The sequence below is a fragment of the Aurantimonas sp. 22II-16-19i genome, assembly GCF_002088275.1.
Lineage (GTDB): Bacteria > Pseudomonadota > Alphaproteobacteria > Rhizobiales > Rhizobiaceae > Jiella.
Genome location: NZ_AQQS01000018.1, coordinates 50,607 through 65,273 on the forward strand (window position 1 = coordinate 50,607; position 14,667 = coordinate 65,273).

Sequence of the window (14,667 nt, forward strand, 5' to 3'; positions counted from 1 at the left end):
CCGGCGTTCCCATGGCGGTCTTCACCTGACCCGAAACCTTTCAAGAAGGTTCGTGCATGGCCGATGCCGATCTGCAGCCCAAGAAGCCGAAGAAAGCCCTGAAGGCGAAGAATGCGGAGGGCGAGGCACTCCTCTTCGCGCTCGCCGAGAACCGGGTCGCCATCGAAGGCGTCGAACCCGAGGTTGACGGCGGACGTTTCGCCGTCAAACGCGCCACCGGCGAGCCGCTGACCGTCTCGGCGGACATCTTCTGCGACGGCCATGACAAGATCGACGCGGCGCTGATCTACGGCCCGGCCGACGTCGATCCGTCGAAGTGGACGGAAGCCAGGTTCGAGTTCGTGACGAACGACCGCTGGCAGGCGACGATCCGCTTCGAGACGCCCGGCCCCTATCGCTATTCGATCATCGCCTGGCGCGACCTCTACGCCACCTGGCGCGACGAGGCGAAGAAGAAGCGCGACGCCGGAAAGCTGACCGATCTCGAGCTGACCGAGGCGCGGGACCTGGTGAAGAAGGCGGCCGAGTCAGGCCGCGGCGCCAAGGGCGACCAGCGGGCTTTGGCCAAGCTGTTCGAACGGCTGGAAAAGCATGCCGCGAGAGGCGATCAGGACGGCCAGTACCAGTTGATGCAGTCCGACGAGGTCACGCAGCTCCTCACGCAGGCCGGCGCGCGCACGAACCTGTCGCGCTATCCCGGCGCAATTCCGGTGTGGGTCGACCGGGAGCGGGCGGCGTTTTCCGCCTGGTACGAGATCTTCCCGCGCTCGCAATCGGGCGACGCCAACCGTCACGGCACCTTCGACGACGTCATCGCGCGGCTCCCCGACATTGCGGAAATGGGCTTCGACGTCCTCTATTTCCCGCCGATCCATCCCATCGGCAAGACCAATCGCAAGGGCAAGAACAACACGCTGACGCCGGCGCCGGACGATCCCGGCAGCCCCTATGCGATCGGCTCGCCCGAGGGCGGCCACGATGCGATCCATCCCGAGCTCGGTTCCTTCCAGGATTTCGCCCGGCTGATCGCGGAATCGAAGAAGCACGGGCTGGAGGTCGCCATCGACTTCGCCATCCAGTGCTCGCCGGACCATCCCTGGATCAGGCAGCATCCCGAATGGTTCGACTGGCGGCCGGACGGCACGATCAAGTTCGCCGAGAACCCGCCGAAGAAATACGAGGACATCGTCAACGTCCATTTCTATCGCGGCGCGCTGCCCTCGATCTGGTACGAATTACGCGACATCGTCCTGTTCTGGCTGGACAAGGGCGTGCGGATCTTCCGGGTCGACAATCCCCACACCAAGCCGTTCCCCTTCTGGGAGTGGATGATCGCCGAAGTGCGCAAGGTCGATCCGGGCGTCATCTTCCTCGCCGAGGCCTTCACCCGGCCGAAGGTGATGAAGCGGCTCGGCAAGGTCGGCTACAACCAGTCCTATTCCTATTTCACCTGGCGGAACGCCAAGGGCGAGCTGACGGAATATCTGACCGAGCTGACGACCGAGGAATGCGCCGAATACATGCGGCCGAACTTCTTCGTCAACACGCCGGACATCAATCCGCTCTATCTCCAGACCGCCGGCCGTCCGGGCTTTCGCACGCGCCTCGCTCTGGCGGCCTCGCTCGCCGGCAATTACGGCGTCTATTCCGGCTTCGAGCTGTGCGAATTCCTGCCGGTGCCCGGCAAGGAGGAATATCTCAACTCGGAAAAATACGAGATCCGCGCCTTCGACTGGCATGGCGAGGGCAATATCCGCGACGACATCGCCTTCTTCAACAGGCTGCGCAACGAGGAGGCGGCGATGCGGGACTTCCGCTCCCTCGCCTTCCTCAATTTCTGGAACGACCAGATCCTCTATTACGCCAAGCGGACGAAGGATCTCTCCTCCTACCTCCTGTTCATGGTGAATCTCGATCCCCATCACGATCAGGGGGGCAACTTCGAGGTGCCGCTCTGGGAATTCGGCCTGCCCGACGACGGGACGATCCAGGCGACCGACCTTGTGAGCGGCAACGCCCTGACCTGGACCGGCAAGGTCCAGCACTGGTGGCTGAACCCGCAGGATTGCCCTTACGCCGTCTTCAAGCTCACGCGATAGAACCAAGAACGCCGAAAGCGCCTCAGCTCCATGAACGAGATTGCCACCATCGTCACACCCGAGACGTCCTCCGGGCCGGACCTCAACGCGCCGGACTGGTACAAGGACGCGATCATCTATCAGGTGCACGTCAAGACCTTCGTCGATTCCAACGGTGACGGTATCGGCGATTTCGCCGGGCTCCTGTCGCGCCTCGACTACATCCAGGAACTCGGCGTCACGGCGATCTGGCTCCTGCCGTTCTATCCCTCGCCGCTGCGCGACGACGGCTACGACATCTCCGACTACCGCTCGGTCAATCCCTCCTACGGCAATCTGGAGGATGTCGAGCGGCTGATCGAGGAAGCCCACAAGCGCGGCATGCGGGTGATCACCGAGCTGGTCATCAACCACACCTCCGACCAGCATCCCTGGTTCCAGGCGGCCCGCCGGGCGCCCAAGGGCTCGCCGGAGCGCGACTTCTACGTCTGGGCCGACGACGACAAGGGCTACGACCTCACCCGCATCATCTTCACCGACACCGAGACCTCCAACTGGACCTGGGATCCGGTGGCCGGCCAGTATTTCTGGCACCGCTTCTTCTCGCACCAGCCGGATCTCAACTTCGACAATCCGAAGGTCATGGAGGAGGTGCTCTCCACCATGCATTTCTGGCTCGACAAGGGTGTCGACGGGCTGAGGCTCGACGCGATCCCCTATCTCGTCGAGCGCGAGGGCACCAACAACGAGAACCTGCCCGAGACCCACGAGGTCCTCAAGGCGATCCGCGCCGATCTCGACAAATACTACCCCGACAAGATGCTGCTGGCCGAGGCCAACCAGTGGCCCGAGGACACCCGTCCCTATTTCGGCGAGGGCGACGAATGCCACATGGCGTTCCACTTCCCGCTGATGCCGCGCATGTACATGGCACTCGCCCAGGAAGACCGGCATCCGATCACCGACATCATGCGCCAGACGCCGGAGATCCCCGAGAACTGCCAGTGGGCGATCTTCCTGCGCAACCATGACGAGCTGACGCTGGAAATGGTCACCGAGGAGGAGCGCGACTATCTCTGGTCGACCTATGCGGCGGACACGCGGGCCCGCATCAATCTCGGCATCCGGCGACGGCTCGCCCCGCTGATGGGCAACGACCGGCGCAAGGTCGAGCTGCTCAACGCGCTCCTCATGTCGATGCCCGGCACGCCGACCGTCTATTACGGCGACGAGATCGGCATGGGCGACAACATTTATCTCGGCGACCGCGACGGGGTGCGCACCCCGATGCAGTGGTCGGCCGACCGCAATGGCGGCTTCTCCCGCGCCGATCCGCAGCGGCTCTATCTGCCGGTGATCCAGGATGCCGTCTACGGCTACCAGGCGGTCAATGTCGAGGCGCAGTCGAACAACCCGGCCTCCCAGCTCAACTGGATGCGCCGGCTGATCCAGGTGCGGCGCACCAAGGAAGCCTTCGGCCGGGGCGCGATCACCTTCCTGCTGCCGTCGAACCGCAAGATCCTCGTCTATCTGCGCGAATATGCCGATGAGCGGGTGCTGTGCGTCGCCAATCTGTCGAGTTCGGCCCAGGCCGTCGAACTGGATCTGGCGGACTACGCCGGCTGCGTTCCCGTCGAGATGCTCGGTCTTTCGCCCTTTCCCCCGATCGGCACTGGCTCCTACATGCTGACGCTGCCGGCCTACGGCTTCTTCTGGTTCGACCTTGCGGACACCGCGGCGACCCAGGGGCGTCCGAGTGCGCCGACGCCGTTGCCGGCCTTCTCGACGCTCGTCGCCCAGGGCGACCTCAAGGCCACCATCGGCGGACGCAACCTCACCGAGCTGAAGTCGGTGCTGCCGGACTATGTCGCCGGCCAGCGCTGGTTCGCCGGCAAGTCGGCCCGCCCGACCGGCCTCGACATCTCCGTCCTCGGCCCGCCGACCCCCGACAGCCGCCGCCATCTCCTGACCGAGCTGACGGTCGAGACCGGCGAGGGCACCCAGAACTATCTCCTGCCGCTGTCGGTGCGCTGGGGCGAGCAGCATCTCAGCCCGACGGACGCCGACCTGCCCTACACCATCGCCAAGGTGCGCCAGGGCCCGCGGATCGGCGCCCTCGTCGACGGCACCCGCAGCGCCGAATTCGCCAAGCTGATGATCGCCCTGATCGCGGCGGACGTGAATGTCGAACTCTCCGGCGGCGAACTCGTCGTCACCGCCTCTGCGAGCGAGCGCGAGGGCCTCGGCCGCACGCTGCTGATCGAGACCGACGCGATCCGGCCCTTGTCCGGCGAGCAGTCCAACACCTCCCTGCTGGTCGGCGGCGAGGCGATCCTGAAATACTACCGGCGCCTGCGCGACGGCATCCAGCCGGAGCTGGAGGTCACCCGCTTCCTCACCGAAAAGACCAGCTTCGAGGCCGCCCCGGCGCTCTACGGCTCGATCGAGCTGGTGCGCGGCGACGGGACGAGCACGGCGATCGCCGCCCTGTTCCAGCAGGTGCAGAACCAGGGCGACGCCTGGACCGTCATCGTCGAGGCCCTGGCCCGCTACCTGCGCGACCACGCCTATTCGCAGCCGCCGATGGCCGACGACACTCTCGAGACCGGCACGATGAGCGAGCCGAAGCTCAACATCCAGATCGACCCGGCCGAGGTGCTCGGCCGGCGCACCGGCGAGATGCATGCCGCGCTCGCCACCCGCACCGGTGACGCCGCCTTCGATCCCGAGCCGCTGGACGACGACAGCTACATGGCGATCGTCGGCGAGGCGAAGCAGGATGCCGGTGATGCGCTGGCGGTGCTGGCGAGGGCGAAGCCCAACCTTCCGTCCGAAGAGCTGGAGAATGTCGAGCGGCTGCTCGGCGCGGAGAAGGACATCCTCACCTGGTTCGACCGCTTCGGCGGCCTGAAGGTGAAGGCCCATCGCACCCGTATCCATGGCGACTACCATCTCGGCCAGGTCCTCGTCGCCAAGAACGACGTGGTGATCCTCGACTTCGAGGGCGAGCCCGGCCGTTCGCTCGAAGAGCGCCGGGCCAAGACCTCGCCGCTGCGCGACGTCGCCGGCATGATCCGCTCCTTCGACTATGCGGCCTTTGCCGCAAGGGACCGGGCCGGTCCCGTCGACGAGACGACGGCCGAGCGGCTGCGCGACATGGCGACGAGCTGGCGCGACGAGGTGACGGAAGCCTTCCTCGGCCATTGGAGCGCAGCGTCCGGCGTCGCTCTCGACGAGCCGACCCGGCAGCTCCTCGACCTCTTCGTGCTGCAGAAGGCCTTCTACGAGCTTCGCTACGAGGCCGCCATGCGGCCGGGCTGGTTGTCGATTCCCCTGCGCGGCATCGTCGCCCTCCTCGAGAAACGACAGGTTCTGAAATGACTTTGACCCCCGCAACGCCCCCCGCCGGCATCGAGCATCTGCCCGACGAGAACCAGGCCTGGGAGATCGGTCGCGGCGTCCATGGCGATCCCTTCTCGGTCCTCGGCCGGTTTTCGACCGATGGTGGCGCGATCGTGCGCGTCTATCGGCCGGGCGCCCATTCGGCCAAGGTGATCGACGGCGCGGGCAAGGAGATCGCGGTCCTCGAGGCCTTCGGGCCCGAAGGCTTCTTCGCCGGCTACGTGCCCGGCCTCGACGGCGCGTCGGCCTACCGGATGCGCTACAGCCATGGCGGCGGCCCTGAATGGGACGAGGAAGATCCCTATCGCTTCGGCCCGATCCTCGGCGAGCAGGACGTCTATCTCCTCGCCGAAGGCAGCCATTACCGCCTCTACGAGAAGCTCGGCGCCCATCCGGCGACGATGGAGGGAACGTCCGGCGTCGCCTTCGCGGTCTGGGCGCCCGGGGCCCGGCGGGTCTCCGTCGTCGGCCATTTCAACTCCTGGGACGGCCGCCGCTCGGTGATGCGCAAGCGGCACGAATGCGGCGTCTGGGAGCTGTTCATCCCGCATCTCGGCAAGGGCGAGGTCTACAAGTTCGAGGTGATCGGCCAGGACGGCAACATCCAGCCGCTGAAGGCCGATCCGGTGGGCTTCCTGCAGGAGGAGGCGCCGTCGACGGCTTCGGTCGTCCACGGCCTCGTCGATCACGAGTGGCAGGACGGCGAGTTCCAGGCCCATTCGAAGGAATGGCAGAACCGCGAGACGCCGATCTCGATCTACGAGGTGCATCTCGGCTCCTGGCGGCGGGGCGAGGGCAACGAGATGCTCGACTACGACGCCATCGCCGAGGCACTGGTGCCCTATGTGAAGGACATGGGCTTCACCCATGTGGAGCTGCTGCCGGTTTCCGAGCATCCGTTCTACGGCTCCTGGGGCTATCAGCCGATCGGCCTCTTCGCCTCGTCGTCGCGCTGGGGCTCGCCGGAAGCCTTCGCGCGGCTGGTCGATGCGCTGCACCAGGCGGGCATCGGCGTGCTGCTCGACTGGGTGCCGGGCCATTTCCCCACCGATGTCCACGGCCTCGTGCGCTTCGACGGCACGGCGATCTACGAGCATCCCGACCCGCGGCGCGGCTTCCACAGGGACTGGAACACGCTGATCTACGACTATGGCCGGCCGCAGGTGAGGAACTTCCTCGTCGCCAACGGCATGTACTGGCTCGACCAGTTCCACATCGACGGTCTGCGCGTCGATGCGGTGGCCTCGATGCTCTATCTCGACTATTCCCGCGAGCAGGGGGAGTGGGAGCCGAACATCCATGGCGGCCGCGAAAATCTCGAGGCGATCGCCTTCCTGAAGGACACCAACGAGCGGGTCGGCGAGTATTTCCCCAAGGCGACCACCCATGCCGAGGAATCGACGGCGTTTCCGGACGTCTCCCGGCCGACCTATGCCGGCGGTCTCGGCTTCCACTTCAAGTGGAACATGGGCTGGATGCACGACACCCTGCATTACATGCAGGAAGAGCCGATCAACCGGCGCTACCACCACCACCACATGACCTTCGGCATGGTCTATGCCTATTCGGAGAACTTCGTCCTGCCGCTCAGCCATGACGAAGTGGTCTACGGAAAGGGCTCGCTGCTCGGCAAGATGCCCGGTGACGAGTGGCAGAAATTCGCCAATCTGCGGGCCTATTTCGGCTTCATGTGGAGCCATCCGGGCAAGAAGCTGATCTTCATGGGCGGCGAGTTCGGCCAGCGCGCCGAGTGGAACCACGACCAGTCGCTCGACTGGCACCTGCTCGAGCAGCCGAACCATGCCGGCGTCCAGCGGCTGGTGCGCGACCTCAACACGCTCTACCGCGAGATCCCGGCCCTGCATCAGCTCGACTGCGACCCGAGCGGCTTCGAATGGGTCGATACCTCCAATGTCGAGGAGAGCGTCATCGCCTTCCTGCGCAAGGACCGGGAAGGCCGGCAGGTGCTGATCGTCTCCAACTTCACGCCGATCCCGCGCCATGGCTACCGGGTCGGCGTGTCGAAACCGGGCACCTGGACCGAGCGGCTGAACACCGACGCGGAGATCTATGGCGGCTCGAATGTCGGCAACATGGGCGGCAAGACGGCCGAGGAACCGTCGGTCCACGGCCGGCCCTATTCGATCGCGCTGACGCTGCCGCCGCTCGCGACCGTCGTCATGGTCCACGAGGGCTGATGGGCCGAGGGTGCCGACGCGTCCGCGCGTCGGACGCGATCTTTCGGGCGGGGCAGAAGCCGGGCGCCGACGATCGCGCCGTCAGGTGGAGAAGTCGAGGGCGGCCCGGGAGCCGTAGCCGGAGGTGGCCGTGGCCTCCCGCCGGGGCCCACACTCGACCCGGTTGCGCCCATTCGCCTTTGCCCGGTAGAGGGCCTCGTCGGCGACGGCAAGGAGCCGATCGAGGCTTGCCGCATGGCGCGTCGAGGCGATGCCGATGCTTACCGTCGCGCCGACCTTTTCGGCTTTGCGCGCCAGCATAGCCCTGGCAAACTCGGCTCGGATCGCTTCGGCGAGCCGCGCCGCGGTGGCCTCGTCGCAATCGGGAAGCAGGAGGGCGAACTCCTCGCCACCGAGCCTTGCGAAGGTGTCGCCGGGGTGGATGTGGGCGCTGACCAGGGCGGCGAAATCCTTCAGCACCTCGTCGCCGAAGGCGTGGCCATTGGCATCGTTGATCTGCTTGAAGTTGTCGAGGTCGAGCATCAGCAGCGTCGTTTCGCGGCGATCGGTGGCGCTGCGCCAAGCCGCTTCCGCCTTCAGCTGGAAGGCCCGGCGATTGTCAGCGCCGGTCAGATAGTCGGTTTCGGCCAGCTTGACGAGCGAGCGCTCGCGCTTCGCGCGCAGCAGCGCAAGCAGCAGATAGCCGGCGATGACCGAGGCCCAGAGACCTTCGATGATAACGATCTCGAAGCCGAGCTCGCGCTGAGCGTCGGAAATCGGCCCGAACATCGCGCTCGCCCAGGCGGCGCGGATCGCAGAGAAGCCGGCTCTGATCGTCATCAACAGGGCGAGCGCACGCCCCAGCCGCCTCGGCCTCGCATCGCCGGACAGGGCACCGAAGGCACTGACGATCGAAATGACCGACGTCAGCACGGATATGACGGCGACGCGGCTGTCGAAGTCGGACGCGAGTGGGCAAAGCCACCAGAACAATAGCCACACGAGGCTCGGGCCGACGAACATGACGACGTTCGCCCGGCGGCCGTGATAGTTCCAGATCCCCGCGCAGATGGCGCCGTAGGACAAGAGAAACATGGCGTTCGCCAGGCCGATCGAGACGATGTCGAGATCGTCGTATTGCCGCAGCGGGAAGAGGCTCGAGGCCACGGCGCTGGCGAAGAAGGCGGCCGTCCACCAGAGGGCGGCCGGATCGCGGAATCTCCGCCATTCGGAGAACAGCGCCGCTCCGGCGATGACGAAGGTCCCCATCGCCAGGAAGAAAATCAACTGGACGCTGCCGATCATGCTGTCATCTGTGCTCAACGATCGCGCCGAGAGCTGGGGACCGCACGGTACCCAGAGCTCGGAAAGGGACGACTGAAACGTTGGCATGCTCGCGCGCGAAAGCCATCTGTCTGGCGCGATCGAAGCCTTGCCGCCATCATCGTGGGGATGTCTCTAGAAAGCTTTAATTCGGCGGCGACTGATGCGATGCGGACACGCCCATGCGTCGACGACCGTGCGATCTCCGCCGCCGGGCCGGCCGGTTCGGCGGAACCGCCATCTGCAGCGACAACCCCTCGATCTGCCGCCCCCCGGCCAAGGCCGCTCGGGCCATCCTTGCGGGTCGACCGGCCCCCGGCAGGCATCCGTGCCGACCGACACGCCGCGTCCTCGTGCCGTTCGCGAAGGCTCGCAATGGCGCGAATGCTCAGCCGATCGGCACCACGTCGACGAAGTGGTCCGTCGCCTGCGGCCCGGCGGTGACGAAGGCCCCGGCGATCGGCAGCGCGTCCGAATAGTCGCGACCGACGGCGACGACGATGTGGTCGTCGCCGGCGAGGATTCCGTTGGTCGGATCGAAGCCGACCCAGCCGAGCGTCTTTCCCAGCCACACGTCGACCCAGGCGTGCATCGCATCGGCGCCTTCGAGGCGGGGCCGGCCCTTCGGCGGTTCGGTGCGCAGGAAGCCGCTGACATAGCGGGCGGGGATGCCGTTCGCCCGCAACCCGGCGATCATCACATGGGAGAAATCCTGGCAGACGCCGCGCTTCTGGGCGAAGGCCTCGGCGACGCTGGTGCCGACGCTGGTCGAGCCCGGCTCGTAGACGAAGTCCGCGCGGATGCGCCTCGTCAGCGCCATCACCGCCTCGCCGGACGGCTGTTCCCCCGCATCGAGGGTCTCCGCCACATAGGTCGTCACCGCGGCGAGCGGGGCGATGCGCCGGCTGGGCCCCAGATGGTGGAGCGGCGAGGCGCCCTCCGCCGAGCGGCAGTGCAGCGCCTCGTCGGCGAGCGTGCCGAGGTCCGGCGAGGCGTCGAGGGCCGCCGGCGGCCGGTCGACCGTCACCTTGGCCTCCATGACGACGGACAGTTCGGTCTGCGGCGTGAAGAAGGCGATGGCATCGACGCCGTTGCCGAAGAAATCGGTCTCCCGCGCGTGCTCGCCGGGGCGGGGAGCGATGGCCACCTCCACCTTCTGGAGCGTCTGGCCGCCGCCGTCGCGCGGGCGCACCCGCAACAGGTGGCGCGCATCACTCACGGCAGAGGGGTAGTCGTAGGTGATCTTCAGGCGGATGGCGTATCTCATTCCGGTCCCCCGCTCCATTCGGCCGCCGCCCGCGGGCTCGACAGGAGATAGCGCTGGGTGAGGAGGTCGGAGATCAGCGCCAGATCACCGGCGATCCGATCGAGGAAGGCGCTGTCGACCTCGACGGCGTCGGCCGTCTGCAGCCGGACCTTCAGCCTCGCGAGGCGGCGGAACAACAGGTCCGGCGTCTCGCCGAGATGCACCCCCGGCAGCGCCGAGGTGACCTCGGCGAGGGTGTTGACCTGGAAGGCGAGGGAGCGGGGGTTGAGCGGGTCGAGAACCGCGAGATCGACCACCGTCTCCTCCGACAGGTTCACCGAATAGCGCCGGCGATAGGTGACGGAGGAATCGGTGAAGGTCAAAAGCGCCTCCAGCGCCCCGACCGGCGCCTCCCCTGCGAGCAGGGCCGAGACCACCGCCGCCGTCGCCTGGCCGCGCTCCAGCGCCCGGCCGCACTGCATGAAGCGCCAGCCGGTGAAGCGATACATGTTCTCGTGCGCAAGACCGGCAAAGCCCGAGAGATGGGTGAGGATGGCGCTGGTCAGTCCGACGACGTCCTCGTCCTTCTCGGCGATGGCGTCGAGGATGAGGGCGACGATGTCCTTCAGCGTGCGCCAGGCGTCCGGGGAGAAGCGCTCGCGGATGCGCGAGGCGGTGTCCGCCGCCTGGCGGGCGAGGGCGAGGAGCCCGCGCTCGGGATGGCCGCCGTCGATCTCGACGCCGTAGTCCTCGAGGATCGTCGCGATGCGGGCCTCGAGCTCGCCCTCGCTCCAGCCCTCGCCGGCGCGGCCGGCATGCAGCCGCAACAGCCGCGCCGCCACCTCGCCGCGCTCGGCATAGCGGCCGAGCCAGAACAGGTTGTCCGCCGCCCGGGCGGGCAGCGCCCCCGGCAGCCGCCGCGAGAAGCGGTCGCCCTTCGGCCCGAGCAGCGTCACCGGCTTGGCGGCCGGCGCCGGCGAGGGGATCCAGACGTCGATCGAGCCGCCGCCCCGCTGCATCGAGATCACCCGCGCATCGCGCGAATCGGCGACGCGGGCAAAGCCGCCGGGCATGACGTGCCAGCCCTCCTCGTCGCGCATCAGGAAGGCGCGCAGCGTCACCGGCCGCGGCTCCAGCCCCTTGGCGCCGAACACCGGCGCCGTCGAGAGGGCGGCGATCTCCTGGCCGACCAGGGAGACGCCCTCGCGGGTCGTGGCCGGCACCTTCTGGCCGCCTGTGCCCGGCCGGGCCGCGGTCTCGCCCATGACGGGAAAATGCGGGGCGCCGGGAAAGGCCGGGCCGAGCTGCAGCCGGGCGGCGTTCTCCTCGACGAAGCGGCGGATCTTCTCCTGGCCGCACCACCAGGTGGCGATGGTCGGCAGCGTCAGTTCCTCGCCGAGGAGCGCTTTTGCCAGCGGCTTCTGGAAGGCGAGCAGCGCCGGCGTCTCGAGGATGCCGGCGCCGAGCGCGTTGACGAGGGTGAGCGCGCCGGAGCGCACCGCGCGCGCAAGACCCGGCGTGCCGATGCGCGAGCCGCCGAAGAGTTCGAGCGGGTCGCAGAAATCGGCGTCGAGCCGCCGCCACAGGACGCGGATCGGCTGGAACCCGTCGACCGTGCGCACTTCGGCGCGGTCGTCATGGACGACGAGGTCGCCGCCTTCGAGGAGCAGCAGGCCGAGATAGCGGGCGAGATAGGCGTGTTCGTAATAGGTCTCGTTGTGCGGGCCCGGCGTCAGGAGGCCGATGCGGGCCCGTTCCGGCCCGCCGAGGGCGAACAGCATCTCCCGGAATCTGCGGAAGAAGCCGGCGAGGCGCTCGACATTGAGGGCGCGGGAGACGTCGGGAAAGGCCTTCGAGGTCGCCACCCGGTTCTCCAGCGCGAAGCCCGCGCCCGATGGCGCCTGGGTGCGATCGCCGAGCACCCACCAGCGCCCGTCCGGGCCCCGGCCGAGATCGACGGCGATGAAGGACAGGAGCGGCGCCGCGCCCTTCCCCTGGCCGGCGAGAGGCCGCAGGAACTCCGGATTGCGCCCGAGCAGGATACCCGGCAGGGCGCCATCGGCGATCACCCGGCGCTCGCCATAGAGGTCGGCGAGCAGCCTTTCCAGGAAGGTCGCGCGCTGGACGAGGCCATCGCAGAGCGTCGTCCACTCGCCCCGGTCGATCACCAGCGCCGGATGGCCGAGCGGCCATTCGTGGCTCTGCTCGCTGCCCTCGCCATAGACCTGGTGGAAGACCCCGGCCTCGGAGAGATATTGGCGCGAGGAGGCGAAGCGCCGGGCGAGTTCGCCCGCGGCCATCGGTGCGAGCTTGGCCATCAGCGGCGCGTAATGCGGCCGCACCGCGCCGCCGGGAGCGATCATCTCGTCCCGGCCCTTGGCGGCGAGGGTGGCGTAGCGGCGAATGAGGTGGGGTTCGGGAGGCACGTGATTCCGCATGATGATCGTTGCTCGGCTATGCTACAGGGCTGCCGACCCGTCGATCATAGAGTACAAATCGCATGCGCGCGCGCCTCAAGACCATTCTGCTTTCCACCGGATGGGAGCGGTTCATCGTTTCCCTGATCATCGTCAATGCGGTGATTCTCGGCCTCGAGACCGACGCCTCGATCATGGCCTCCTTCGGCCATGTCCTCATCGCCCTCGACACCGTCATCCTCGGTCTCTTCGTGATCGAGATCGCCCTGCGCATCACGGCCTTCGGCTGGCGCTTCTTCACCCAGCCCTGGTCGCTGTTCGACTTCTTCGTCGTCGGCATCGCGCTGGTGCCGGCGACCGGGCCGCTGACGGTGCTGCGGGCGCTGCGCATCCTGCGGGTTCTCCGCCTGATCTCGGTGGTTCCCTCGCTGCGCCGCGTCGTCGGCGGCCTCGTCGCGGCGCTGCCGGGCATGGGGTCGATCATCGGCCTTCTGGTCCTGACCTTCTACATCTTCGCCGTGATGGCGACGAAGCTCTACGGCGCGACTTTTCCCGAGTGGTTCGGCACGCTCGGCGCGTCCTTCTACACCCTGTTCCAGGTGATGACGCTGGAAAGCTGGTCGATGGGCATCGTCAGGCCGGTGATGGAGGCGCATCCGACCGCCTGGCTGTTCTTCGTGCCCTTCATCCTGTGCACGACCTATGCCGTGCTCAATCTCTTCATCGGTGTCATCGTCTCGGCGATGCAGGACGAGCAGCTGGCGAATGCCGAGGCGGAACAGTTGCACCGCCACGACGAGAACCTCGAAATCCTCGCCGAGGTGAGGGCGATGCGGGCCGAGATCGCGGCGCTGCGGGCGGCGACGGAGCGCGGGGCGCCCGGACCGCAAGGCTGAAGAGACCCGGACGGAGGGCCGCATCGCCTTCGGGCGGCCTGCGCCGGGACGCCGGGACCGCCGGTGTCGAAAGCGGGCGATGAAGGCAGGGCGCCGGTCGTGGCCGATGGCACCGGCTCGGAAATGGAGGGGCATCCGCGCGGCACGCTGGGCGGATTTGGCCGGTGAAGGCCGAGTTCTGGCGTGCAGGGGGCAACTGCCGGTTTTGCCACGCATGGTCGGAGCCCATCGGTTTCCTACATGGGATGATAGACTTGACGGGGCGCGAGCGGACGCTGCGCTCCGTCGGAATGTCCATCATCCGTCATGCCAGCGAGGTCCAGATGCCACTGAAATCCTTCCCTGCCACAGCCCTGTTCGTCGCTCTGACGGGCACGGCAGCGCTCGCTCAGGATCTGCCCGATCTGTCTTCGGCCTCGAGCGATGCCGTCTCGGCTCTGTCCGATTCGGCCGAACGCAAGCTGCTGATCGCCGACCTGATCGGCGCCGACGTCTCGGACCCATCCGGCGACACCGTCGGGACGGTGGACGATCTCGTGGCCATTCCGGGTGGGCGCATCGTCGCCGCACTGATCAAGCCCAGCGATGGCGGCGACCTCGTTCCCGTACCGTTCAAGGCAGTGAAGGTTTCGCAGTCGGCCGACAAGGCGTCCGCGACGCTGCCCGACACGCTGGGTGCGATGCGCGACAGTTCGGCCGTGAAGGACCTGTCCGACGCGCTCGGCTCGCTGGCGGACGGCTCCATCGACTGAACCGGCCCGGCGTCTGCGCTTCGTCCGTCTCAGGCCGGCCCGGCGGAGCTGGATCTGTCGCGGCGCCGAGCGGCTCATCCATTCTCGGCCGCGCGGGCTTCGAGCACGCCGGCCATCGCTTCGGCCGGATCCGCCCCCTGTCGTTCGAAGAATTCCATCGCGGCCGGGCTGAGGGTGATCGACACGCTGTTTCGTGTCGGCGGCGGGTGGAGCACCGCATCCTTCCAGAAGTCGTCGCCGAGATCTTCTCCGTCGGGCGCGTCTGCCGGACGACGAAGGTCGCCTGCCTCATCCATGGCCCTCAGCGCGTCCAGCGAGACCCGCCGAAGATCGTTGTCGGTCACGTGCGCCTCCTCTCGGGCGGTGACGATGCGAA

The 14,667-nt window shown here is 67.4% G+C and carries 9 protein-coding genes; 5 read left to right on the forward strand and 4 right to left on the reverse strand.

Annotation, left to right across the window (positions count from 1 at the left end):
* The first annotated feature begins 56 nt into the window (after window positions 1-56).
* From ATO4_RS15095 to glgB, 3 genes are read left to right on the forward strand one after another with little or no spacing between them, the layout of a single operon-like run.
* Window positions 57-2,099: an alpha-1,4-glucan--maltose-1-phosphate maltosyltransferase gene (locus ATO4_RS15095; protein ID WP_083592364.1), complete on the forward strand. Its 2,043-nt coding sequence runs from the start codon at window positions 57-59 to the stop codon at window positions 2,097-2,099.
* Between the two features lie 30 nt (window positions 2,100-2,129).
* Entirely contained in the window at window positions 2,130-5,459 is a 3,330-nt protein-coding gene (gene treS, locus ATO4_RS15100) for a maltose alpha-D-glucosyltransferase (protein WP_083592365.1), read from the forward strand.
* On the forward strand, window positions 5,456-7,678 hold the full coding sequence (gene glgB, locus ATO4_RS15105) for a 1,4-alpha-glucan branching protein GlgB (RefSeq protein WP_083592366.1): 2,223 nt from the start codon (window positions 5,456-5,458) through the stop codon (window positions 7,676-7,678). Before treS ends, glgB begins: the two co-directional genes overlap by 4 nt.
* A gap of 81 nt (window positions 7,679-7,759) precedes the next feature.
* Here glgB and ATO4_RS15110 read toward each other — a convergent pair whose 3' ends face one another.
* The 3 genes from ATO4_RS15110 to ATO4_RS15120 form a co-directional block, all read right to left on the reverse strand.
* A complete protein-coding gene (locus ATO4_RS15110; protein WP_083592367.1) occupies window positions 7,760-8,962 on the reverse strand; it encodes a GGDEF domain-containing protein in 1,203 nt (400 codons plus the stop codon).
* Window positions 8,963-9,368: 406 nt separating this feature from the next.
* Window positions 9,369-10,247: a transglutaminase family protein gene (locus ATO4_RS15115; protein ID WP_083592368.1), complete on the reverse strand. Its 879-nt coding sequence runs from the start codon at window positions 10,245-10,247 to the stop codon at window positions 9,369-9,371.
* Window positions 10,244-12,664, reverse strand: coding sequence for a circularly permuted type 2 ATP-grasp protein (locus ATO4_RS15120; RefSeq protein ID WP_083592369.1), 2,421 nt, complete (start codon window positions 12,662-12,664; stop codon window positions 10,244-10,246). Before ATO4_RS15120 ends, ATO4_RS15115 begins: the two co-directional genes overlap by 4 nt.
* Window positions 12,665-12,726: 62 nt before the next feature.
* Here ATO4_RS15120 and ATO4_RS15125 point away from each other — a divergent pair, with 62 nt between their 5' ends.
* Both ATO4_RS15125 and ATO4_RS15130 read left to right on the forward strand, forming a co-directional pair.
* Complete coding sequence (locus ATO4_RS15125; protein ID WP_083592370.1) at window positions 12,727-13,539, forward strand: ion transporter; 813 nt, start codon at window positions 12,727-12,729, stop codon at window positions 13,537-13,539.
* 164 nt (window positions 13,540-13,703) lie between these two features.
* Window positions 13,704-14,291 carry a PRC-barrel domain-containing protein gene (locus tag ATO4_RS15130; protein WP_139802470.1) on the forward strand — a complete coding sequence of 196 codons (588 nt, stop codon included), beginning with the start codon at window positions 13,704-13,706 and terminating at the stop codon, window positions 14,289-14,291.
* A gap of 74 nt (window positions 14,292-14,365) precedes the next feature.
* Here ATO4_RS15130 and ATO4_RS15135 read toward each other — a convergent pair whose 3' ends face one another.
* The gene (locus ATO4_RS15135) at window positions 14,366-14,635 is read right to left on the reverse strand and encodes a hypothetical protein (RefSeq protein WP_083592372.1); all 270 of its coding nucleotides are present in this window, start codon (window positions 14,633-14,635) and stop codon (window positions 14,366-14,368) included.
* Window positions 14,636-14,667 lie beyond the last annotated feature (32 nt).

Excerpts from the sequence above, each read along its gene's own strand:
- glgB (WP_083592366.1), top strand. The coding sequence starts at position 5,456 with ATGACTTTGACCCCCGCAACGCCCCCCGCCGGCATCGAGCATCTGCCC.
- ATO4_RS15110 (WP_083592367.1), bottom strand. The coding sequence starts at position 8,962 with ATGATCGGCAGCGTCCAGTTGATTTTCTTCCTGGCGATGGGGACCTTC.
- treS (WP_083592365.1), top strand. The coding sequence starts at position 2,130 with ATGAACGAGATTGCCACCATCGTCACACCCGAGACGTCCTCCGGGCCG.
- ATO4_RS15115 (WP_083592368.1), bottom strand. The coding sequence starts at position 10,247 with ATGAGATACGCCATCCGCCTGAAGATCACCTACGACTACCCCTCTGCC.
- ATO4_RS15095 (WP_083592364.1), top strand. The coding sequence starts at position 57 with ATGGCCGATGCCGATCTGCAGCCCAAGAAGCCGAAGAAAGCCCTGAAG.
- ATO4_RS15120 (WP_083592369.1), bottom strand. The coding sequence starts at position 12,664 with ATGCGGAATCACGTGCCTCCCGAACCCCACCTCATTCGCCGCTACGCC.
- ATO4_RS15125 (WP_083592370.1), top strand. The coding sequence starts at position 12,727 with ATGCGCGCGCGCCTCAAGACCATTCTGCTTTCCACCGGATGGGAGCGG.